We start from the raw sequence: 21,494 nt of genomic DNA, 5'->3' as shown, positions 1-21,494 counted from the left end.
AAGAAGGTCCACATCGTTTGAATACTGTTGGCTCAAGGAGTGACAGGAATGGAATTTGAGAACTTTACGGATCGGTCAAAAGGCTTTCTGCAATCAGCGCAATCGCTTGCGTTGCGTGAAAACCATCAGCAATTTGTCCCGATTCATCTGCTTAAGGTGCTGCTTGATGACGAAGAAGGTCTGGCAGCCAATCTGATCAAGGCATCCGGCGGTAAGTCCAAGCTTGCCCAGGAACGGTGTGCGCAGGAACTGGCGAAATTGCCAAAGGTTTCCGGCGGCAATGGTCAGATTTATCTTTCATCTGAATTTGCCCGCCTGATCGATCAGGCACAGGAAGTCGCCAAAAAAGCTGGTGACAGCTTTGTCACGGCTGAACGGTTGCTTCTGACCATTGCGCTTGATCCGAAATCAACCGCGGGCAAGGTGCTGGCCGATGCCGGTGTTACCGCGCAGGCGCTAAACGGTGCGATCAATGACATCCGCAAGGGCCGCACGGCCGATAGTGCTGGTGCCGAAAACCAGTATGACGCGCTTAAGAAATATGCCCGTGACCTGACCGAGGCCGCGCGCGAAGGTAAACTCGATCCGGTCATCGGCCGTGACGAGGAAATCCGTCGTGCGGTCCAGGTTCTGTCACGCCGGACCAAGAACAACCCGGTTCTGATTGGTGAGCCCGGGGTTGGTAAAACCGCAATTGCGGAAGGTCTGGCACTGCGTATCGTCAAGGGTGACGTTCCCGAAACGCTTAAGGACAAGAAACTTCTGTCGCTTGACCTTGGTGCGTTGATTGCCGGTGCAAAATTCCGTGGTGAATTTGAAGAACGCCTGAAAGCGGTCCTGAGCGAGATTGAATCAGAGGCCGGTCAGGTCGTCCTGTTCATTGACGAATTGCATACGCTTGTGGGCGCTGGTAAGGCCGAAGGATCGATGGATGCATCGAACCTTTTGAAACCGGCCTTGGCCCGAGGTGAGTTGCACTGTGTGGGTGCGACGACCCTTGATGAATACCGTCAGCATATTGAAAAGGACGCGGCGCTCGCCCGTCGTTTCCAGCCGGTATTTGTCAGCGAGCCGTCGGTTTCCGACACGGTATCGATCCTGCGCGGGATCAAGGACAAGTACGAGCTTCATCACGGGGTTCGTATTGCCGATGCCGCACTGGTCGCAGCAGCAACCCTTTCGAACCGTTACATCACGGATCGGTTCCTGCCTGACAAGGCGATCGATTTGATGGACGAAGCATCGTCGCGTCTGCGTATGGAGCTTGATTCCAAGCCAGAGGAAATCGACGAACTGGATCGCCGGATCATCCAGCTCAAGATCGAGCGTGAAGCGCTTAAGAAAGAGCAGGATAGTGCATCCAAGGACCGTCTCGGCCGTCTGGAAAAGGAACTGGCAGAGCTGGAAGGCAAATCGGCTGAGCTGACCGCGAAGTGGGAAGCCCAGAAGAAGGAACTTGCCGCATCGACCCACATCAAGGAACAGCTTGATCAGGCACGTGGTGAACTTGAACGTGCGATGCGCGATGGCAAGCTTGATCGCGCCGGACAGCTTCAATACGAAGAAATCCCGGCTCTTCAGGCGCTGCTTGAAAAGGCGGAAAACGATCCGTCGCGTGGCATCAAGGAAGAAGCGGTTACCGAAAAACACATCGCGTCCGTCGTTTCGCGCTGGACCGGTATTCCGGTCGACAAGATGCTTGAGGGCGAGCGTGAAAAGCTTCTTGAAATGGAAGACACGCTGCGCAAACGGGTTGTCGGTCAGGATGATGCAGTTCGATCAATCTCGAATGCGGTGCGCCGTGCGCGTGCTGGCTTGCAAGATCCAAACCGACCGATCGGTTCGTTCCTGTTCCTTGGTCCGACGGGTGTCGGTAAAACCGAGCTGACCAAGGCCCTTGCCCAGTTCCTGTTTGATGATGAACAGGCCATGGTGCGCATTGATATGTCCGAATTCATGGAAAAGCATGCGGTGGCCCGCCTGATCGGTGCGCCTCCGGGCTATGTTGGCTATGAGGAAGGCGGTTCGCTGACCGAGGCGGTACGTCGTCGTCCGTATCAGGTTGTCCTGTTTGACGAGGTCGAAAAGGCACATCCCGATGTGTTTAACGTCCTGCTGCAGGTTCTTGATGAAGGTCGCCTGACCGACGGACAGGGCCGGGTTGTGGATTTCCGCAACACGCTGATTATTCTGACATCGAACCTGGGCGGGGAAATCCTTGCCAATCAGGAACCGGGTCATGATAGCGGCGAAGTCCGGGCCCAGGTCATGGAAATTGTTCGGGCATCGTTCCGTCCGGAATTCCTCAACCGACTGGATGAAACCATCCTGTTCCATCGTTTGCATCGCGATCAGATGGGCAAGATTGTCGATATCCAGCTTGGTCGCCTTGATAAGTTGCTGGTTGATCGCAAGATCACCCTTAAACTTGATGATGCCGCCAAGGACTGGTTGGCTGAGAAGGGCTATGACCCGGTTTATGGCGCCCGTCCGCTCAAACGCGTGATCCAGCGTTATCTGCAGAACCCGCTGGCGATGCAGATCCTCGAAGGCGGGATCAAGGATGGTGACACCGTTCCGGTCTCGACCGAGGCCAATGACCTTTTGCTCAATGGTAAAAAGGTCGAGGTTGTTGAATAAGGTCGCCTGATACCTCACATGCAAAACCCCGGTTGGTTAACCGGGGTTTTGTCTTTTTCGGGCCATGTTTTTTGGCCATTGTCTTGTTTGCTTATACACAGCAATCAAAAACCGCAGGGCTGTTCATGCGCAAACGCAATTCCGATTTCCTTTTCAAAACCGGTGCAGTGGCACTTGTCATGGGTGTTATAGCTGTGGGGGCAATCGTGCCCGCAAATGCCCAGTCGTTCTTTGACAAGGCCAAAGAGGCCCTTGGCGATGCGATGAACTCATCGGGGTCGGGAAACACGTCTGGTGGTTCTGGTTCTGGCGTTTCCGCACTTTCATCCGACACGGCCGAACAGGGATTGAAACAGGCGCTTGATATCGGTGTTGAACTGGTCACCGACCAACTTGGTGCGGTTGATGGTTTTAACGCCGACCCGGTTGCGCATATTCCATTGCCCGACGAAGTTCAGACCGCGCAGAAATTGTTAAGCGCGGCGGGGCTTGGCAGCTATGCCGATGAAATCGAATTACGTATGAACCGGGCGGCCGAAAAGACCATGCAGGATGCTGGCGATATTCTGGTTAATGCGGTGCGCCAGATGACGGTCGCCGATGCCAAGGGCATTTTGCAGGGCCCGGATGATGCCGCGACCCAGTATCTGCGCCGCGTATCGGGTACCGATATCGAAGGGCGTCTGCGGCCAATGATCACCGATGCGTTGTCCGACACCGGGGCGTTGTCGCTGTATGATCAGATGCTTGGGCAATATGACCAACTGCCGTTTGTACCGGATCTAAAGGCGTCGCTGACGGATCATGCTACGGCCAAGGCGATGGATGGTTTGTTCCATTATATCGCCGTGCAGGAAGCTGACATTCGAAGCGATCCGACCCGTTGGACCACCGATATCCTCAAAAAGGTCTTCTCAACTGTAAACTAGGGTGCGCTCCTAGCGGTATTTTTCCGGCAAGGGTTCCCAGCGATCGCGCATATCTGCAAGGGTTTCGTCGGGTACCATATGGATGCTGCCGAAACGGCCATGGCATTCGACAATCTGCAACAGAATGTCGTGTTTTTCCGCCATGTCGATATAGGCCTTCATTTCCCAGAAACGGGTGAAGGTGTTGGACACAACAACGTCATATCCCTCGGACAGGGCGTTATGGCATTCGGCTTCGCAGCGGGCGTGCGTTTGTGACAGTCGGGTGCCGTCAAACTCGTAAAACCCTTCATGGTCGACCATGAACATGTCGGCTTCCAGATGAACCGCACCAGTCGCCTGACACAGATTTTTGGCCAGTGTCGATTTGCCTGATCCGGGAAGGCCCCGGACCAGGGTAAGGGTTTGTTTGATTTCTTTTGGGCGGGTCATCGTCAATCTGGTCTGTCGTTTGGCGTTTTATTGGCCGCTGCGTTTACGCTGATAAAGGCCATCAAGCTGCTTGGCATAGGCTTCGCGGATTTTGTGGCGACGAATTTTCATCGACGGCGTCAGCATTTCGTTGTCGATGGTAAAGGCTGCTTCGGCAAACATAAAGCTGCGTACCTTTTCAATCGTCGACAGGCGTTGATTGACGTGATCAATCGCAGTGCGGATGACTTTGCGGAAGTCTTCATTTTTACCAAGGACTTCAATATCATTGGATAGCCCGTTATCGCGGGCAAATTCGCGCATGAAGTCTTCGTCCGGCCAGACAACCGCAACCAGATAGGGTTTGTCATCGCCATAGACCATGGCTTGTGAAATCTCGGTCTCAAGCGTCATCAGGCCCTCGATCCGCTGGGGCGAAATATTGTCGCCACCGGAATTGACGATGATATCCTTCTTGCGATCGGTGATCATCAGGCTGCCCTGTTCGTCGAACTTGCCGATGTCACCGGTATGGAGCCAGCCATCAATGATGGCGGCAGCCGTCACGTCGGGCAGGTTCCAGTAGCCCTTCATCATGCTTTCGCCGCGCAGCAGGATTTCGCCATCTTCGGCAATCTTAACCTCGGCCCCGACCATCGGCGGGCCGACCGTACGCAGTTTGTTGTTTTCGGCACGGTTGCACGAAACCACCGGAGCAAATTCGGTCTGGCCATAGCCCTGAAGAATGCGAATGCCGCACGACACAAACAGAACACCCAGTTCATAATTCAGCGGCCCGCCGCCCGATACCATGGCCTTGATCCGCCCGCCAAAACGCTGGCGCAGCTTGCGACGCAGAAGCAGTTCACAGGCAAAGTTCTGAAGCTTTTCAAGCAGGTTAAGCCGTTCGCCTTCGTAATTCTTGCGCCCCAGACGCAGGGTCAGGTCAAACAGCTTTTGCTTGAAACCGCCATCCTTTTCGACCATGCGGCTCATGCGCTGATAGAGCATTTCATACAGGCGCGGCACAGCCGTCATGATGGTCGGGCGAACTTCGGCCAGATTGGCGGCCAGTTTATCAAGCCCCTCGGCATAATAGATCTGGGCATCAATACTGATCGGAAAATAAAGCCCCGCAGTATGTTCATAGGAATGTGACAGCGGCAGGAAGGACAGGAAGATTTCCTCATCAATGCCAAGGGTTTCGATGATGTCAAAAGCGCCCATGCAGTTCGAAAGGATCGCCCCGTGGCTCAGCATCACGCCCTTGGGCGAACCGCCCGTGCCGGATGTATAAATCAGACAGGCAAGTTCATCGCGCTTGATCGTTGAAACCCAGGCATCAACGTCATGGGTCAGGCCGCGCCCCTTGGCAATCAGATCGTCCCAGCGTGAAATGGTGATATCGCCAACAAAGCTTTGTCCCCATTCTTCCATCATGATCGCATGGCGGCAGCGACCGCTATCAAGGGCGGCGTGCAGGAAGGGCTGGGCGAGTTTCTTGGTCGAGATAATGGCAATCGCTGCACCACTGTCTTCGATCGCGTGCAAATGATCGCGCTCGGTATTGGTGGTGTAGGCCGGAACGGTCATTGCGCCAACGCACATGACGGCAAGATCGGCTATGCCCCATTCGGTGCGGTTTTCCGACACCAGCAAGATCCGGTCACCGGGACGCACGCCAATGTCATAAAGCGCACGTGCAAGGGCCCGGACCTGATCGGCGGCCTCTTGCCAGGTGGTGGGGACAAATTCCTTGCCCTCGGGGTCTTTGGTCCAAAGAAACGGCGTATCGCCATGTTTCTTCGCCTTGTCGAAAAACATTGTCGGCAAGTTTTGCCAGTCGGCATAATCCTGCAAACTCGTCATGACGTTTCCTTGCCTCACTTTTTGATCCCGGGAACGGGCAATCTTTGTGCTGCCCTGATAGGGACGTTGCAATAAACCTTATACCTGCACAACGGCCGCGCAGATTGGAATAAACGAACGTTCCAAGATGAATTTGTTATCAGGGATTGCACAATTGCGCAGCCTGAAAATGACATTTTAAAGTCCGAATTGTCACCGATATCACAGCAACGTGCGTTTCAATGCCTTGTTCCGGTGCAAGTGTACTGCAAATTGCAGTTTGTTTGGGCTGGATATGGCTTTGCGGTTGTCGATGGTGCAAGGAACGATATGATCGACCCAGCAATTTGAAACCGTATCTGTGAACAGGTCTGGTGCTATGGCTTTGACAGGCTATATATCGGGTCAGGATGATCAAAGAGACTGTCTGGAGGACAAATGAACGCGATCAACAAGAATTTGCCGACCTGGGATCTGACTGATCTCTATAACGATCTGAAAGACCCGAATATCCGGCGCGATCTTGATGATGCCAAAAGCCGCTCTCAGGCGTTCCAGAAAAGCTATCAGGGCAAGCTCAATGACCTGTCGGGTGATGAGCTGGCAGCCGCCATTGTCGAATACGAAGCCATCAGCGAGATTTGCGGCAAGATCGGCTCGTTCGCCCAGCTTAAATATGCCGGGGATAGCTCGGACGCGGCCATCGGCCAGTTCTATCAGTTCGTTCAGGAAGAAATGACCGGCATTTCCAGCCTGTCGCTGTTCTTTGGTCTTGAGATTAACCGGATCGAAGAAGCATCGCTCGATGCGAAATACGAACAAAGCGAGGCGCTGCGTCGTTATCGCCCGTGGCTTGATGAAAACCGTGCCTTCCGCCCGCATCAACTCTCCGACGAGGTCGAGCAGGTCCTGCATGAACGCCGCGTTGCCGGATCAGCCGCATGGGTGCGCCTGTTTGATCAGACCATGGCGGAGCTCCGCTTCCCGATTGATGGCGAAGAGCTGACCATGTCAGATGCCGCCAACATGCTTTCATCAAGCAAGGTCGAAGATCGCAAGAAGGCCGCGAAATCAATTGGTGACGTTCTGGGCAAGAACATCAAGCTTCTGGCGCACATCACCAATACTCTTGCCAAGGACAAGGAAATTGATGATCGCCTGCGCAAATTCCCAACCCCGGTATCGTCGCGCAACCTGTCCAACCAGGTAGAGGACGAGGTTGTCGATGCGCTCAATACCGCCGTTAAAAACAGCCATGCCGACCTGTCGCACCGTTATTACCGCCTGAAGGCGAAGTGGTTCGGTGTCGATCAGCTTGATTACTGGGATCGCAATGCGCCGCTGCCTGATGATGATGATCGTCAGATTGATTGGGATACTGCGCGTTCGACCGTGTTGAAGGCCTATGGCGAATTTTCCCCTGAACTGGCCGAAGTTGGTCAGAAATTCTTTGATAATCCGTGGATCGATGTGCCACCGCGTGCGGGTAAATCATCGGGCGCCTTTGCCCATCCGACTGTACCGTCGGCACATCCTTATTTGCTGCTGAACTATCACGGCAAAACCCGTGATGTGATGACGCTGGCCCATGAGCTTGGCCATGGTGTGCATCAGGTGCTGGCGGCAGAGCAGGGCTATTTCCTGTCTGATACGCCGCTGACACTGGCTGAAACCGCGTCAGTGTTTGGTGAAATGCTGACTTTCCAGTCGATGCTGCGTTCGGAAACGGATCCGAAGATGAAGCGTATCATGCTGGCTGGCAAGGTTGAGGACATGCTCAACACCGTCGTGCGTCAGATCGCGTTCTTTGAATTCGAAAAGCGCGTCCATGAAAAGCGCCGCGAAGGTGAATTGACCGTCGATGAGATCTGCGAGATCTGGATTGCCGTACAGCATGAAAGCCTGGGCGATGCCATCCGTTATGAAGACGAATACAAGTACTACTGGTCTTATATTCCGCACTTCATCCATTCGCCGTTCTATGTCTATGCCTATGCCTTTGGCGATTGCCTGGTGAACTCGCTTTATGACGTTTATCAGGGTGCCGAAGACGGCTTCCAGCAGAAGTATCTTGATATGCTGAAGGCCGGGGGCACCAAACGGCATAAAGAACTTCTGGCACCGTTCGGACTTGATGCATCGGACCCGGCCTTCTGGCAGCGGGGCCTTAATATGATCAAACGCATGATCGACGAGCTGGAGGAGCTTTCCTGATATGAGTGATAACGACGATGATTATACCGCCGCAAACGAGGAAAACAGGTTTGGCGGGCGGGTTCGTCGTTATGCACGGGTGGGCGCATCGGCCAGCAAACTGGCTGCGCGCCTTGCCACGGGAAAAATGTTCGGCGGCGAGATTGATCACGCCAAATACGCCGCCGAACTGACCTCGGCCCTCGGCGGGCTCAAGGGGCCGTTGATGAAGGTCGCCCAGATCTTATCCACCATCCCCGATGCCCTGCCCAAGGAATATACCCAGGCGCTTGCGGAACTGCAGGCTGATGCGCCCAGCATGGGGTGGCTGTTTGTCAAGCGCCGCATGCGCAGCGAACTGGGCGCGGGATGGCAATCGAAATTCACCGAATTCAGCCACGATGCCGTGGCGGCGGCATCTCTCGGGCAAGTGCACAAGGCAGTCCTTCCTGATGGGCGTGATGTGGCGTGCAAGCTGCAATACCCGGATATGTCGGCAACGGTTGAGGCCGACCTTAAGCAGCTGCGCGCAGCCTTTGCGATATACAAACGCTATGACAGCGCAATTGATGCGCAAAACATTCAGGAAGAACTGACCGCCCGCCTGCGCGAAGAACTTGATTATGAGCGTGAAGCCAAGCATATGCGCCTTTATCGCCATATGCTGGCCGATGAGGACTGTGTTCATGTGCCTGAACCGGTTGATGAACTGACCACCAAGCGGCTTTTGACCATGACCTGGCAAGCCGGGCAGAAGTTCAAACACTTCCTTGAAAGCGATCCCGATCAGGATGCGCGCAATCAGGTGGCGCTCAATATGTTTCGCGCCTGGTATGTGCCGTTTTACCGTTATGGCGTGATCCATGGCGATCCGCATCTGGGTAATTACACCCTGCGCGATGACCTTTCGGTCAATCTTCTGGATTTCGGCTGTATCCGCATTTTCAAGCCCGACTTCGTAAGAGCGGTGATTACGCTTTATGAAGCCCTTCGTGACGAGGACGAGGAAAAGGCCGTTTCAGCCTATGAAAGCTGGGGCTTTGAAAATCCATCACGCGAACTGATTGATGTGCTCAATATCTGGGCCAGCTTCGTATATGGCCCGATCCTTGATGACCGCGAACGCAAGATGGGCGAAACCAACTCTGTCGCCTATGGCGCAGAGGTCGCGGGCAAGGTGCATCAGGAACTCCGCCGTGTCGGTGGAGTCAAACCACCCCGTGAATTCGTTCTGGTTGACCGCGCGGCGGTCGGGCTTGGCGCGGTTTTCCTGCGTCTTGATGCAGAGGTGAACTGGTATCGCCTGTTTAACGACCTTGTTGGCGATTTTGACGTGGCAAAACTTGAAGCCCGTCAAAAAGATGCGCTGGCCCAGATCGGTTTGGAACGCCCCGACCAATAAGGCGCGCCAGGCGCATTCACCAACATATCCGGACCCAAGCGAGTCGGGTTTTCAATGCAGAGTCGAGCGCCCATTTGGGCAAATTGCGCGACGGAAAATCCGATTGTTGCTGTCTGATCCGGTTTGGTTTCCCAAAAATCGAGAATATTTTTGCGAACCTTTTTGCGTTTGCAACGTTCCCTATTGCGTGCCCATTTGGGAATAAATGAAGACTTGGGCGTTTATTTGTAAGATAATATTCACTTACAACGTGAGGCGAAAACAGGGGAAACTGCCAAAAATCAACGTTCTATTGTGTGACGATCCGGATCAGGACCTGTTCCATAATGGAAATGAAATGTGCGAATTTCCGCACATAATAGATTTTTCAATATATTAACTGATATAAAGTTAAAGTGCTTTTTTGTCGGTTTTTCGGATTGTGGTTGCCGATCAGAAATCGCATCTTGCTTTCAACGCAGACATGCAGGGCGTCATTGATTGTTTGTCCTGAGCACCAATGGCGGGTGGGACCTGATATGTCAGCAAGGTTTTTTGCCTTGTAATGCGTGGTGGGAAAGTGGGCGGTTTCTTCTGCGATTGCTGAAGAACCGCCTTTTTCTTTTTCGGGCCGCTTTAGGTGTAGGTGTGCTGGCCCGGATGACTTGAACTGGACAAGGGTTGCCCGGTGATCGGTCCACAAGGAACGCAAAACGACGTTCTGGAACCGGTTGCTTTGAATGAAGACGGATTGTCAAACTGACCAATCATTTAGGGAAGGAGGTCAAACGCGATGAAACTGGCCGTTCCAAAGGAAATATGGCCCGGGGAAAAGCGCGTTGCCGTCACGCCAGAGACCGTTAAGAAGCTTAAGGCTCTGGGGTTTGACGTTGCAATCGAGGCTGGCGCCGGAATAGACGCCGCCATACCGGATGATCGCTTTGTCGATGCTGGTGCAACCATTGCCAAAACAATGAAAACCACCGTGAAGGATGCTGATGTCATCTTCAAGGTGCGCCCACCTGTCATTGACGGCAAAACCAACGAATTAACCGCCTATAAAAAGGGGGCCGCGGTTGTGGCCCTGCTTGAGCCCTATGATCGCAAGGACCTGATCGAGGCGATGGCAAAGGCGGGTGTTGATGGCTATTCGATGGAACTGATGCCGCGTATTTCACGCGCACAGTCGATGGATGTGCTGTCCTCGCAATCCAACCTGGCGGGCTATCGCGCCGTTCTGGATGCCGCCCATGAATTTGGCCGCATCTATCCGATGATGATGACGGCGGCGGGCACACTTGCACCTGCACGTGTTGTCGTGGTCGGGGCCGGTGTTGCCGGCCTTCAGGCGATTGCAACCGCCAAGCGCCTTGGTGCCGTTGTATCGGCATTTGATGTGCGCCCGGCGGTCAAGGAACAGGTTCAATCGCTTGGCGGGACCTTTATTGAAGTCGAAGACGACACGGCGTCTGATGCCGAAACATCCGGCGGCTATGCCAAGGAAATGTCGGACGACTACAAAAAGAAACAGGCTGAAAAGCTGAAAGAGGTTCTGACCAAGACCGACATCGTCATTACCACGGCCCTTATTCCGGGCCGTCCGGCACCGGAAATCGTCACCGCCGATATGGTGGCGGGCATGAAGCCGGGCTCGGTCATTATTGACCTGGCGGCTGAACGTGGTGGTAACGTTGCCGGTGTGAAACTTGGTGAGACGGTAATGACCGATAATGGCGTCAAGCTGATTGGTCCTGCCAACATCACCAGTTCCGTCGCAACCGATGCAACGGCGATGTATGCCAAGAACCTTTTGAACTTCATCACCCTTTCTGTCGATAAGGACAAAGGCACGCTGTCGTTTAATGGCGAGGACCAGATCATCGCCGAGACGCGCCTGACCCATGATGGAAAGGTCGTTCATCCGAAATTCGGCGGGGAGGAGGTCGCAAATGGCTGATCAATCCGTAGCCCAGAATGCAAATGAACTCCGCGATGCCGCCCTTGGCCTTGCGGAAAAGGCCGCCAAACTTGCCGACAGTCTGGCAAGTGGCGCGTCCGATGCCGCAGGCACAGCCGCGGTCGCGGTCCAGGGATCAGGCGTTAGCCCGACGGTCCTTGGCCTGACCGTCTTCGTCTTGGCCTGCTTTGTTGGCTATTACGTCGTGTGGAAAGTTACCCCGGCCCTTCATTCACCCCTGATGGCTGTGACCAACGCCATTTCGTCGGTGATTATCGTCGGTGCGCTTCTGGCAGCAGGCCCGGTGGAGATGAACTTCTCCAAGATGATGGGCTTCATTGCGGTGGTGTTGGCCTCGGTCAACATTTTCGGTGGCTTCATCGTCGCCCAGCGCATGCTGCATATGTTCAAGAAAAAGAAGTAGGGGGAACACACAATGTCGGAAAACCTATCGGCTTTCCTGTATCTGGTGGCCTCGGTCTGCTTCATTCTTTCGTTGCGCGGACTTTCGTCACCTGAATCGGCCCGGACCGGGAACATCCTTGGCATGGTGGGTATGGCAATCGCCATCTTTACCACGCTGGCAAGCCCGGCCGTGCTGTCATACACAACCATCATCGTCGGTATTCTGATCGGTGGTGCGATTGGTACGGTCATCGCGCTCAAGATCCAGATGACCGCATTGCCACAACTTGTTGCGGCCTTCCACTCGCTGGTCGGTTTGGCGGCGGTGTTTGTCGCCGGCGCAGCCCTTTATTCGCCGGGTGCCTATGGTATCGGAACGGCGGGCAATATCGGTGCTGCCAGCCTGATTGAAATGGGCCTTGGTGTTGCGATTGGTGCGATTACCTTCACGGGATCCTTGATTGCGTTTGGTAAGTTGCAGGGCATCGTTTCGGGCACGCCTGTCCGGTTCAAGGGGCAGCATATGCTTAACCTTGCCATCGGGATTGCCATCGTTGTCTTTGGCATCATCCTGGTGGTGACCGAAAGCCATACGGCCTTCTGGATCCTTGTGGCACTGGCGCTTGTTCTGGGTGTCACGCTGATCATTCCGATTGGCGGGGCAGACATGCCGGTCGTTGTTTCCATGCTGAACTCTTACTCGGGTTGGGCGGCATGTGGCATCGGCTTTACGCTTCAGAACAGTGCGCTGATCATTACCGGTGCGCTTGTCGGCGCGTCGGGTGCGATCCTGTCCTACATCATGTGCAAGGGCATGAACCGCTCGATCTTCAATGTCATCTTTGGTGGCTTTGGCGCAGAGGGCGAAGCAGCCGCCGGTGCGGGCGGCGATGGTGATCGTTCGGTCAAATCCGGATCGGCCGATGATGCATCCTTCATCATGAAGAATGCATCGAGCGTCATCATCGTGCCGGGCTATGGCATGGCCGTCGCACAGGCACAGCATGCGCTGCGTGAAATGGCTGATATCCTCAAAGCCGAGGGTGTCAAAGTCCGCTACGCCATCCATCCGGTGGCAGGACGTATGCCGGGTCACATGAACGTGCTTCTGGCCGAGGCCAGCGTGCCCTATGACGACGTCTTGGAAATGGAAGAAATCAACCGTGATTTCGGATCGGCTGACGTTGCCTTCGTGATTGGTGCCAATGATATCACCAACCCGGCAGCCAAAACCGACCCGGCAAGCCCGATCTTCGGCATGCCGATCCTTGAAGTCGAAAAGGCCAAAACGGTCCTGTTCGTCAAACGCGGCATGTCAGCCGGTTACGCTGGCATCCAGAACGAACTGTTCTTCAAGGACAACACCATGATGCTGTTCGGCGATGCCAAAAAGATGTGTGAAGAAATCGTCATGCATCTCGATAACTGATCAAACCATCCGGTTTGAAAAGACAAAAGGCGGCTCCGATGGGGCCGCCTTTTTTTCGGCGCTACAACGTCTTATAGTTCTGTCATGCTTCGCCCTGAAGTTTTGGTTCGGAAGGTCGCATGTTTCGGTTAGTAAGGGTTTCTCTGCTTTTGGTGGTTGTGCTTGCTGTGGCGCTGGTTGCGTCCATGGGGCTGACGATCCTGACCTATGTCCGGCTGACAGTCGAGGAGCCGATTGCCAAGATGTATTTCGAGCCGCTTGAAGAGGACTTGTTCGAGGCGCATCTGGCGGCAGGCGAAGGCGGGGATGTCGGCATCTTTGAGATTTACGGTGATCAGTGGCGAATTGATGCCGAGTTCATCAAGCTGAAGCCCTGGGCCAATGTGATGGGCATGGATGCGCGCTATAAGCTGGTGCGTTTTGAAGGCCGTTACCGCGACATCAATGATGAAAACACCAAGCCGAAGATGGCCTATGATCTGGGGCAGGGCGATGTGCTTGATCTGGTGAACTATCTGGCGGAATGGAATTTCCTGGTCGATGCCGAATATGGCAGTTCAACCTTTACCGATATCGAAGAAGATACGCTTTATACCGTCTATCGTACCCAGTCGGGCATCATTGTGCGGTCTGAGCCGATGCCTGAACCGATTGGCTATGAGCCGACGATGATGGATGACATCCGCTCGTGGGTATCGGGCGACTGATACATCCGGGTTTCTGCGCGACACCAACGTGAGGTCCGAAACCGGCGAGCAACAATGGGCTCTGCCCCATATCCTTTTGCCATCGCTAACCGCACCACCCACTCAACCGGACTGGTGCCAGATGGATTGGATAGATCATGTTGCTTGAAGACAAGGTTGTTATCATCACCGGTGCAAGTTCCGGGATCGGCGCTGCATCGGCCAAACTGTTTGCCCGGGAAGGGGCAAAGCTTGTGCTTGCGGCGCGCTCGGAAGATCGGCTTGATCAGGTTGTGACGGAAATCAATGGGGCAGGTGGCAAGGCATTTGCCCTTGCCGGGGATGTCTGCGACGAGGCGTTTGCCAAGGCATTGGTTGATGCCGCGATTGGTGAATATGGCGGGCTTGATGTGGGGTTCAACAATGCCGGAACCCTCGGATCACCCGGTGCGCTGAGCGATATTGATGTTGGGGAGTGGGAGAAAACCATTCGAACCAATCTGACATCAGCCATGTTCGGAGCGAAATACCAGATGCCCACCATTGCCAAACGCGGTGGCGGATCAGTTATTTTTACTTCTACCTTTGTTGGACATACCATTGGCCTGCCGGGCATGGCGGCCTATGCGGCAAGTAAAATGGGCTTGATCGGTATGGCGCAATGTCTGGCGGTCGAATATGGCGGGGCCAATGTGCGGGTAAATGCCTTGTTGCCGGGCGGAACAGATACCCCGATGGCGGCAAGCTTTGCCAATGATCCGGAAGCACGGGCAATGGTGGAAAAGTTCCACGCCCTTGGCCGGATTGCCGAGCCAGCTGAAATCGCCAAAGCGGCCTTGTTCCTGGCGTCTGATCATTCAAGCTTTGTTACCGGCTCTGCCATGCTGGCCGATGGTGGCAACTCGATCTGCAAGGCCGCTTGATCAATTCTTGATCAGGTCATGATTGCGGCCAAGGCCCAGAAAAAACCAAACCCGCCCGGATTGCTCCGAGGCGGGCTTGGCGCACGGGTCCGAATTTAGCAAGCTAAATTCGATCGTACAGTCACGTTCGAGATACCCCGAAAGTGAAAAAGACTAGAAGCCTTCGCGCTCGATGCGCTTACGCTCCAGCTTGCGGGCACGACGGATTGCTTCCGCCCCTTCGCGAGCTTTCTTCTCCGACGGCTTTTCAAAGTGGCGACGGAGTTTCATCTCACGGAAAATGCCCTCGCGCTGCATCTTTTTCTTAAGCGCTTTCAGAGCCTGATCGACATTGTTGTCGCGAACGATTACCTGCACGGAAACCACGCTCCTTTCAAAAAAACAAAAACACCCGGAGTGCGGAATGCCCCCCGGTTGGATTTACGGTCAAACTGACCGTGGGCTGTATATAGTGCAAATCTGGCAAAAAGAAAAGAGGGAAGGGGATGTTCGCCTTTGGCGTTTATTGGCCGCGTTTTGGCGAACCCTTTGGGCAATTACCGGGTTTTCCGTTTTGGTTGCTTTAAAACCGTGTGGCGATAACCATATGGTAGAAATGCCTTAAAAGTTGTTATAATACTTTGAGATAACAACATCTATTGCCTGATCCTGATCGGGTAGATGATCTGGTTTCCCCGGGTTTCCGGGCGGGATATGCAAACAGCTCGGAGGATGGGAAATGGAAGGTGGTTTGCGCGAAACGGCGATTGCACATGCGCCGTTTTTTGTCACAGCCCCCGGTGAAACAGATGTTTTATTCACCATTGTTGTCTGGTTCGTGGTGTTGGCGGTGTTCGGTGCAGGGGCGCTTTATCTTAGCCTGCATGCACTTCCCGAACGCATGGCCCATCACGCCAACCATACCCAAATCCAGCTGATTAGTATCCTGACCCTTCTGGCATTGTTTACCCATAACAACCTGTTCTGGTTGGCTGCCCTTGTGATTGCGGTGGTTCAGGTGCCGGATTTCTATAGCCCGCTCCAGTCGATTGCCCAGTCCGTCAAGGCAATGGCACGCAACAGGGGGGCTGTCGACGACTCGCCCGTTGCGTCAGAGCCAGTAACGACGCAGGAGAATGCCAAAGATGTTTGAGCTTCTTTTGTGTTCGCTGTTCACCATCCTGCCCGATTACCTGTTTCGCCGTTACAAGCAGGGCAAACGGATTGGCAAGGAAATCACCCTGTTTTCCGTCTGGTATGAGTTGCGCTACGGCATTGTTGGCTGTGCGATCCTGACGATCACGCTTATTGCGACGATTTTCTATTTCCATCCGTCGACCATGAATGTGTCGTCATTTTTCAGAACCGTGACTATCCTGCCGGAAAAGGGTGGGCGCGTGGTCGAGATTTACGTCGATAACGATCAGGTCGTGGCGGGTGGCGATCCTCTGTTTCGTATTGATAACCGGGTCGAACGCGAAGCCGTCGCCATGGCCGAGCAACGCATTGCCGAAATCCTCGCCCAGATGGATGTCACCCGTGCTGACCTTGCCGTCGCCGAGGGCAATGTTGAACAGGCCCGCGGTGCTTATAATCAGGTGCGCGACGAGCTTGAAGTCAAAGCCGATCTTTTGTCGCGCGGGAACAATGCGGTTTCGCGCCGCGAGGTCGAACGCCTGGAAGTATCGTTGACAACCCGGCAAGGCGGGCTGAACGCCGCCCTTGCAAGCATGACGGTGATTGAAACCAAGCTTCAAAGCCTGCTTCCGGCGCAGCTTGCCAATGCGCAAGCAGCATTAAGGTCGGCAGAGGCAGAGCTTTCCAAAACCGTGGTACGTGCCGGTGTGGCCGGAAAGATCCAGCAATTTGCCCTGCAAGTTGGTGATTATGTCAGTCCGGTCCTGCGCCCGGCGGGAATCCTGATCCCGGAAAAGGATGGCGAGACGATCTATCAGGCGGGCTTTGCCCAGATCGCCACACAGGTGGTCAAGCCCGGTGTGATTACCGAGGTGACTTGTGCCTCATTGCCGTTTGAAATCATCCCGATGGTGGTCACCGACGTGCAGCCGGTGATTGCCGCTGGCCAATTCCGGCCAACGGACCAGTTGCTTGATATCACTGATCGCACAAGGCCGGGCACCTTCCTGGCCAAGATGGTGCCGCTTTATCCGGAAACGATCCGTGATGTGCCGCTTGGCAGTAAATGCGTCGCCAATGCCTATACCAACACCCATGATCAGCTTGAAGATCCTGATATCGGAACGGGGCGCTGGCTGTTTTTGCATATGGTGCAAACAGTGGGTGCGGTGCATGCCATCCTGTTGCGCGTGCAGGCATTGATCTGGCCGATACAGACTCTGGTCTTTGCGGGACACTAGAGGCAGGGCATTAGGACTTTACAGCCGGTCGTTTTTGGTTGGATATAGGGCCATGTCGATCCTTAAAATTGCCCGGATGGGCCATCCGGTTCTGCGCCGTGTCGCAGACCGTGTCGAAGACCCGCTAGATCCTGAAGTTCAGCGCCTGATTGCTGATATGAAAGACACCATGAAGGATGCCGGGGGCGTTGGCCTTGCGGCCCCGCAGGTGTTTCAGTCATTGGCGATCATGGTCTATTACGTGCCGGCCCTTCGCAAAAGCGATGATCCTGACGATGGCGAGGTGCCCTTAAGTGTCCTGATCAACCCGGAAATCGAGCCGATTGGTGATGAAATCGTTGATGGCTGGGAGGGATGTTTGTCTATCCCGGGCCTTCAGGGGGTGGTGCCGCGATGGAACAAAATCCGTTACCGCGGGTTAAATGAGAAGGGCGAAGCTGTGGAACGCACCGCCGGTGGCTTCCATGCCCGCGTGGTTCAGCACGAATATGATCATTTGATCGGGGTTATGTATCCCGAACGTATGGAAGATATGTCGTTGCTTGGTTTTAACGAGGAATTGCGCGAAAACCCGCCCGAGACTAACTTTAGACAATCGGCGACAACTGACGCAGCATCTGATGACGAGGAGGCCTGAATGTCTGTTACTGAAAGCATGACCCGTCTGCAAGCCCAGCGCGAAGCACTGGTCGAGGCAGCCCTTGAACATGTGCCGTTCGATGGCTGGACCAAACAGGCACTTCATGCCGGGGCAGAAGACCTTGACCTTGCACCGGGCGAGGTGGATCGGTTGCTTCCCAACGGCATTCGTCAGGCCATCGTTACGTATGTCGAAATGACCGATCGCAAGATGATCGCGGCCCTTGATGAAAAGGGCCTTGAGAACCTGAAAATTCGTGACCGCATCGCAACCGCGGTCAAAACCCGCCTTGAGCTGGTCGAGGGGCAAAAGGACACTGTTCGTGCCGCCCTTGCCTTCATGACCCTGCCGCAAAATGCCGCCCTTGGTCTGAAACTGACCCATGGGACGGTGGATGCGATGTGGGTGGCAGCGGGTGATACCTCGACCGATCATAACTGGTACACCAAGCGCATGTTGCTTGCTGGTGTCTATGGATCAACGCTTGCCTATTGGCTGGATGACACATCCGAAGGCCATGCCGATAGCTGGGCATTCCTGGATCGCCGGATTGGCAATGTCATGCAGATCCCGAAAATTACCGGCAAGATTGGCAAGGCTGGCAAGTTTGCCGCCGCCCCGTTTAAAATGGGGGCCAAGATTGCGCGTTGCATGCCAACGCCCGGCCGGATGCGCCGCCAGTTTGGTGGCTGATACAAAGGCCGTCAAAAAGCCCGCTGAATACAAAAACGCCACCGTGCATTGTGCCGGTGGCGTTTTAGGGTCAGGACCCATTAATTTGATATCAATGGCAGACGTTATATTTGTGAAATCCAAGAAAAATGCCGTAGAGCGGGGTGGTTCCCCGCGCAAGGGATTTGACGCCGGAGTTTGCAAATATAACGTCTGCCATTGATATCAAATTAATGGGTCCTGACCCTAAGTTTTGAGGGAAGGAAACTTTTTCGGACGCAGTGATGCGGCCTGATCAGAAGGTATTGGTCAGGAAGCTTAGGAGCGTCATATCTGGTTTGTTGGCTTCTTCCATTTCAGATGCCAGATCAATCTCGATCGGGTTTTCCGGGCGCTGTGGTTCAAGCTCATCCTCAATCAGGGTTTTAAGCGCGTTGGCATCATCGGCTTCCTGAAGGTCATATTTTGCCGGCTTGGCCGCAAGCGCGACCAGTTCGGACGGCGGTGTGCCCATCCAGATGCCCTTTTTGTTGTCCTTGGCGAACTGCTGATCACGCAAATACGTGGTGCAGCTCGGATGGGTGTCGCAGCTGACCATATCAACCATCGCCCAACCGGCGCGCAGGATCAGACGGTTGAGGTCAACCTGACCCATCTGGCATTCGGTCAGCATCGGGAACAGTTGAACGTCCGAAACCTGCTGACATTTGATCGCATAGTTTTCGATGATGCGATCAAGCGCCTGGGCAGCCGCCGCACCACACTGAAATTCGACCGAACCGGCCCGGCAGATCATGCCGGGTTTTGGCGCGCGAATGCCAAACAGTTCGACAATCAGATTGCCAAAGCGCAGCTTGTCGCCTTCGATCACATCCGGGAAGCCTGCGGCCCCCGGTGTGGCCGTAGCTTGGTTCGTGCGGCTTTCAACGGCGATCAGGCCAAGGGTCAGTGAAAGAATGATCAGAAGTTTTTTCATCACATGTCATCCGTAAAGAGTTTCCTGTCCTGACAACAGCAAACCGGATGCCAATCAACTGGGCATAAAATGCCAGTCGGATGATGTTGTGTGTAACGTTATGAATCACATACGAAAAAGCCCCGGACACGCTTGGCATCCGGGGCTTCTTGTTGTTTTGCTTGGGCGTTGGGGATGCCTTATTTCGGCAGAACCCAGGTCACATGGCCCATCTTGCGGCCGGGCTTTGCTTCGGCCTTGCCGTAAAGGTGCAGTTTGGCATTCGGCTCGGTCAAAATTGCCTGCCAGTCATTGATGTCATCCCCCAAAAGGTTCTTCATGCGGGCCTTGGAATGATGGGCCGGATCGCCCAGCGGCAGGCCGCAAACAGCCCGGATGAACTGTTCGAACTGGCTGGTAATGCAGGCATCGATCGTCCAGTGACCGGAATTGTGCGGGCGCGGGGCAACTTCATTGACCAGAATGTTGCCATCAGAGGTGACAAACATCTCAACCGCCAGAAGCCCGACAAATTCCATCGCGCTGACCAGTTTGATCGCAATGTCTTCGGCCTTCTTGGACAGGTCGTCTGCGATTTCCGCCGGGGCAACGGTGACATCAAGGATGTGATTGGTATGCACGTTCTCGACCGGGCAGAAGCAGGCGGTGTCGCCTTTTACGCCACGGGCAACAATCACGGAAATCTCGCGCTCGAACGAGATGAAGCCTTCAAGGATGGCCTCGGCCCCGCCCATTTCAGACCAGGCCGCGGCAAGGTCGGTATCAGCAGCGATCTTGACCTGGCCCTTGCCGTCATAACCCAGTTCAGTGGTTTTCAGAACCGACGGACGGCCAAGCTTGGCAACGGCGGCTTCAAGATCGGCAAGGGATCGAACCGCCTCAAACGGCGCGGTGCCAATGCCGTGATCATTGCAGAAGGTCTTCTCGCGCAGGCGATTTTGCGAAATGTGCAGGCATTTCCAGCCCGGACGGACCGGCACAAGATCGGCCAGCAGTTTGACGCTGTCATGCGGGACGTTTTCAAATTCAAACGTCACGACATCGACATCCTCGGCAAAGGCGCGGAGCGCATCAAGGTCGCTGTAATCGGCAACGGTCGCCTTGGCGCAGACCTGTTCGGTCGGGCTGTCGGCACCCGGGCCAAACACATGGACCTTATAGCCAAGCTCCGCCGCACAGAAGGCAGCCATGCGGCCAAGCTGGCCGTTGCCCATAATGCCAATGGTGCTGCCCGGGGCGATAATGCGCGTGTCGAAATCCGTCATGTATTCCTCGATCAAAACTCGCCCATCTGTCGGGCAATCGTCAAATCTGGTGCAATCAAACAAAAACGCGCCCCGTCGGGGCGCCTTTTTCAGATCAGGAGATCAGGGTGCCGGGTCGACCGGCTCGTCTGCGACCGATGCGGTCTGGGCTGCGCGCCAGTCATCAAGGCGGGCGGCAAGGCCATCATCCATAAGCGCCATGATTTCGGCTGCCATCAGACCGGCATTCTTGGCGCCGGCAGAACCGATGGCAAGGGTGCCGACCGGAACGCCGCCCGGCATCTGAACGATGGAAAGCAGGCTATCGAGGCCCTTGAGTGTACGGCTTTGAACCGGAACACCCAGAACCGGAAGCGGGGTCATGGCCGCAGCCATGCCCGGAAGGTGAGCCGCACCACCGGCACCGGCGATGATGACCTTAAGGCCGCGCGACTTTGCAGTCTTGGCATAGTCATACAGGCGATCAGGCGTGCGATGGGCGGAGACGATCTTGGTCTCGTACGCGACGTTCAACGCATCAAGGACATCTGCTGCATTTTTCATGGTTTCCCAGTCTGACTGGCTTCCCATGATAATGCCGATGACCGGGGTTTGATCGCTCATAGTGGCGGCTCCGTTTCGGGCGGTTTCATGAAGGCCCGCATTATATGCAGCAAGTTCTATCATGCAAGCTTGCTTGCGGGATTGTCTTATCGGGAAAAGCCTTGTATATGATGTTGGCCTTATTAAGAAATTCATGAAGTAATGGCAAATCGCGAATAATGTCACTCAGGATTGAAAAT

The 21,494-nt window shown here is 54.7% G+C and carries 19 protein-coding genes; 13 read left to right on the top strand and 6 right to left on the bottom strand.

Annotation, left to right across the window (positions count from 1 at the left end):
* The first annotated feature begins 48 nt into the window (after positions 1-48).
* Together clpB and FHI25_RS00185 are read left to right on the top strand one after the other, a co-directional pair.
* Positions 49-2,640 (top strand): ATP-dependent chaperone ClpB, encoded by a 2,592-nt coding sequence (clpB, locus tag FHI25_RS00190; RefSeq protein WP_210513958.1) that lies wholly within the window; start codon positions 49-51, stop codon positions 2,638-2,640.
* A 125-nt stretch (positions 2,641-2,765) separates the two neighbouring features.
* Entirely contained in the window at positions 2,766-3,569 is an 804-nt protein-coding gene (locus tag FHI25_RS00185) for a DUF4197 domain-containing protein (RefSeq protein WP_246878839.1), read from the top strand.
* Between the two features lie 9 nt (positions 3,570-3,578).
* Here the strand turns inward: FHI25_RS00185 and FHI25_RS00180 are convergent, their stop codons facing one another.
* Entirely contained in the window at positions 3,579-4,001 is a 423-nt protein-coding gene (locus tag FHI25_RS00180) for an ATP-binding protein (protein WP_008891685.1), read from the bottom strand.
* Between the two features lie 27 nt (positions 4,002-4,028).
* Positions 4,029-5,849, bottom strand: coding sequence for an AMP-dependent synthetase/ligase (locus FHI25_RS00175; protein WP_210513954.1), 1,821 nt, complete (start codon positions 5,847-5,849; stop codon positions 4,029-4,031).
* Positions 5,850-6,266: 417 nt separating this feature from the next.
* Between FHI25_RS00175 and FHI25_RS00170 the strand changes: the two genes are divergently transcribed.
* The 7 genes from FHI25_RS00170 to FHI25_RS00140 all read left to right on the top strand — a co-directional run bounded on the left by FHI25_RS00170 (position 6,267) and on the right by FHI25_RS00140 (position 14,802).
* Positions 6,267-8,042 (top strand): M3 family oligoendopeptidase, encoded by a 1,776-nt coding sequence (locus tag FHI25_RS00170; RefSeq protein WP_210513952.1) that lies wholly within the window; start codon positions 6,267-6,269, stop codon positions 8,040-8,042.
* 1 nt (position 8,043) lies between these two features.
* On the top strand, positions 8,044-9,423 hold the full coding sequence (locus FHI25_RS00165) for an AarF/UbiB family protein (protein WP_210513950.1): 1,380 nt from the start codon (positions 8,044-8,046) through the stop codon (positions 9,421-9,423).
* 772 nt (positions 9,424-10,195) lie between these two features.
* A complete protein-coding gene (locus FHI25_RS00160; RefSeq protein WP_008891681.1) occupies positions 10,196-11,359 on the top strand; it encodes a Re/Si-specific NAD(P)(+) transhydrogenase subunit alpha in 1,164 nt (387 codons plus the stop codon).
* Positions 11,352-11,783: an NAD(P) transhydrogenase subunit alpha gene (locus FHI25_RS00155; RefSeq protein ID WP_008891680.1), complete on the top strand. Its 432-nt coding sequence runs from the start codon at positions 11,352-11,354 to the stop codon at positions 11,781-11,783. The genes FHI25_RS00160 and FHI25_RS00155 overlap by 8 nt, the downstream gene beginning before the upstream one ends.
* A gap of 12 nt (positions 11,784-11,795) precedes the next feature.
* A complete protein-coding gene (locus FHI25_RS00150) occupies positions 11,796-13,193 on the top strand; it encodes an NAD(P)(+) transhydrogenase (Re/Si-specific) subunit beta (protein WP_008891679.1) in 1,398 nt (465 codons plus the stop codon).
* A 119-nt stretch (positions 13,194-13,312) separates the two neighbouring features.
* Positions 13,313-13,900 (top strand): hypothetical protein, encoded by a 588-nt coding sequence (locus tag FHI25_RS00145; protein WP_210513948.1) that lies wholly within the window; start codon positions 13,313-13,315, stop codon positions 13,898-13,900.
* 137 nt (positions 13,901-14,037) lie between these two features.
* On the top strand, positions 14,038-14,802 hold the full coding sequence (locus tag FHI25_RS00140) for an SDR family oxidoreductase (RefSeq protein WP_210513946.1): 765 nt from the start codon (positions 14,038-14,040) through the stop codon (positions 14,800-14,802).
* 153 nt (positions 14,803-14,955) lie between these two features.
* Here FHI25_RS00140 and rpsU read toward each other — a convergent pair whose 3' ends face one another.
* Positions 14,956-15,159, bottom strand: coding sequence for a 30S ribosomal protein S21 (gene rpsU, locus FHI25_RS00135; RefSeq protein ID WP_008891676.1), 204 nt, complete (start codon positions 15,157-15,159; stop codon positions 14,956-14,958).
* A 361-nt stretch (positions 15,160-15,520) separates the two neighbouring features.
* Here rpsU and FHI25_RS00130 point away from each other — a divergent pair, with 361 nt between their 5' ends.
* The 4 genes from FHI25_RS00130 to FHI25_RS00115 are packed head-to-tail and all read left to right on the top strand — an operon-like array spanning position 15,521 to position 18,492.
* Positions 15,521-15,934 carry a hypothetical protein gene (locus FHI25_RS00130; RefSeq protein ID WP_210513944.1) on the top strand — a complete coding sequence of 138 codons (414 nt, stop codon included), beginning with the start codon at positions 15,521-15,523 and terminating at the stop codon, positions 15,932-15,934.
* Positions 15,927-17,159: a biotin/lipoyl-binding protein gene (locus FHI25_RS00125; protein ID WP_210513942.1), complete on the top strand. Its 1,233-nt coding sequence runs from the start codon at positions 15,927-15,929 to the stop codon at positions 17,157-17,159. The genes FHI25_RS00130 and FHI25_RS00125 overlap by 8 nt, the downstream gene beginning before the upstream one ends.
* 52 nt (positions 17,160-17,211) lie before the next feature.
* Positions 17,212-17,796 (top strand): peptide deformylase, encoded by a 585-nt coding sequence (gene def, locus FHI25_RS00120; protein ID WP_210513940.1) that lies wholly within the window; start codon positions 17,212-17,214, stop codon positions 17,794-17,796.
* Positions 17,797-18,492, top strand: coding sequence for a COQ9 family protein (locus tag FHI25_RS00115; protein WP_210513938.1), 696 nt, complete (start codon positions 17,797-17,799; stop codon positions 18,490-18,492). It abuts the gene before it with no gap.
* Positions 18,493-18,766: 274 nt separating this feature from the next.
* On the opposite strand, the gene FHI25_RS00110 is transcribed toward FHI25_RS00115, so the two are convergent.
* The 3 genes from FHI25_RS00110 to purE all read right to left on the bottom strand — a co-directional run bounded on the left by FHI25_RS00110 (position 18,767) and on the right by purE (position 21,315).
* Complete coding sequence (locus FHI25_RS00110) at positions 18,767-19,447, bottom strand: thermonuclease family protein (RefSeq protein WP_210513936.1); 681 nt, start codon at positions 19,445-19,447, stop codon at positions 18,767-18,769.
* A gap of 179 nt (positions 19,448-19,626) precedes the next feature.
* Positions 19,627-20,712, bottom strand: coding sequence for a 5-(carboxyamino)imidazole ribonucleotide synthase (locus tag FHI25_RS00105; RefSeq protein ID WP_210513934.1), 1,086 nt, complete (start codon positions 20,710-20,712; stop codon positions 19,627-19,629).
* Between the two features lie 102 nt (positions 20,713-20,814).
* Positions 20,815-21,315 carry a 5-(carboxyamino)imidazole ribonucleotide mutase gene (purE, locus tag FHI25_RS00100; RefSeq protein WP_008891667.1) on the bottom strand — a complete coding sequence of 167 codons (501 nt, stop codon included), beginning with the start codon at positions 21,313-21,315 and terminating at the stop codon, positions 20,815-20,817.
* Between the last annotated feature and the right edge of the window lie 179 nt (positions 21,316-21,494).

The organism is Thalassospira sp. ER-Se-21-Dark, from assembly GCF_017922435.1.
Taxonomy (GTDB): Bacteria; Pseudomonadota; Alphaproteobacteria; order Rhodospirillales; family Thalassospiraceae; genus Thalassospira.
The sequence above is the reverse complement of the archived record's forward strand: the minus strand, read 5'-3'. Positions and strand labels throughout refer to the sequence as shown.

Excerpts from the sequence above, each read along its gene's own strand:
- clpB (WP_210513958.1), top strand. The coding sequence starts at position 49 with ATGGAATTTGAGAACTTTACGGATCGGTCAAAAGGCTTTCTGCAATCA.
- FHI25_RS00185 (WP_246878839.1), top strand. The coding sequence starts at position 2,766 with ATGCGCAAACGCAATTCCGATTTCCTTTTCAAAACCGGTGCAGTGGCA.
- FHI25_RS00180 (WP_008891685.1), bottom strand. The coding sequence starts at position 4,001 with ATGACCCGCCCAAAAGAAATCAAACAAACCCTTACCCTGGTCCGGGGC.
- FHI25_RS00175 (WP_210513954.1), bottom strand. The coding sequence starts at position 5,849 with ATGACGAGTTTGCAGGATTATGCCGACTGGCAAAACTTGCCGACAATG.
- FHI25_RS00170 (WP_210513952.1), top strand. The coding sequence starts at position 6,267 with ATGAACGCGATCAACAAGAATTTGCCGACCTGGGATCTGACTGATCTC.
- FHI25_RS00165 (WP_210513950.1), top strand. The coding sequence starts at position 8,044 with ATGAGTGATAACGACGATGATTATACCGCCGCAAACGAGGAAAACAGG.
- FHI25_RS00160 (WP_008891681.1), top strand. The coding sequence starts at position 10,196 with ATGAAACTGGCCGTTCCAAAGGAAATATGGCCCGGGGAAAAGCGCGTT.
- FHI25_RS00155 (WP_008891680.1), top strand. The coding sequence starts at position 11,352 with ATGGCTGATCAATCCGTAGCCCAGAATGCAAATGAACTCCGCGATGCC.
- FHI25_RS00150 (WP_008891679.1), top strand. The coding sequence starts at position 11,796 with ATGTCGGAAAACCTATCGGCTTTCCTGTATCTGGTGGCCTCGGTCTGC.
- FHI25_RS00145 (WP_210513948.1), top strand. The coding sequence starts at position 13,313 with ATGTTTCGGTTAGTAAGGGTTTCTCTGCTTTTGGTGGTTGTGCTTGCT.
- FHI25_RS00140 (WP_210513946.1), top strand. The coding sequence starts at position 14,038 with ATGTTGCTTGAAGACAAGGTTGTTATCATCACCGGTGCAAGTTCCGGG.
- FHI25_RS00130 (WP_210513944.1), top strand. The coding sequence starts at position 15,521 with ATGGAAGGTGGTTTGCGCGAAACGGCGATTGCACATGCGCCGTTTTTT.
- FHI25_RS00125 (WP_210513942.1), top strand. The coding sequence starts at position 15,927 with ATGTTTGAGCTTCTTTTGTGTTCGCTGTTCACCATCCTGCCCGATTAC.
- def (WP_210513940.1), top strand. The coding sequence starts at position 17,212 with ATGTCGATCCTTAAAATTGCCCGGATGGGCCATCCGGTTCTGCGCCGT.
- FHI25_RS00115 (WP_210513938.1), top strand. The coding sequence starts at position 17,797 with ATGTCTGTTACTGAAAGCATGACCCGTCTGCAAGCCCAGCGCGAAGCA.
- FHI25_RS00110 (WP_210513936.1), bottom strand. The coding sequence starts at position 19,447 with ATGAAAAAACTTCTGATCATTCTTTCACTGACCCTTGGCCTGATCGCC.
- FHI25_RS00105 (WP_210513934.1), bottom strand. The coding sequence starts at position 20,712 with ATGACGGATTTCGACACGCGCATTATCGCCCCGGGCAGCACCATTGGC.
- purE (WP_008891667.1), bottom strand. The coding sequence starts at position 21,315 with ATGAGCGATCAAACCCCGGTCATCGGCATTATCATGGGAAGCCAGTCA.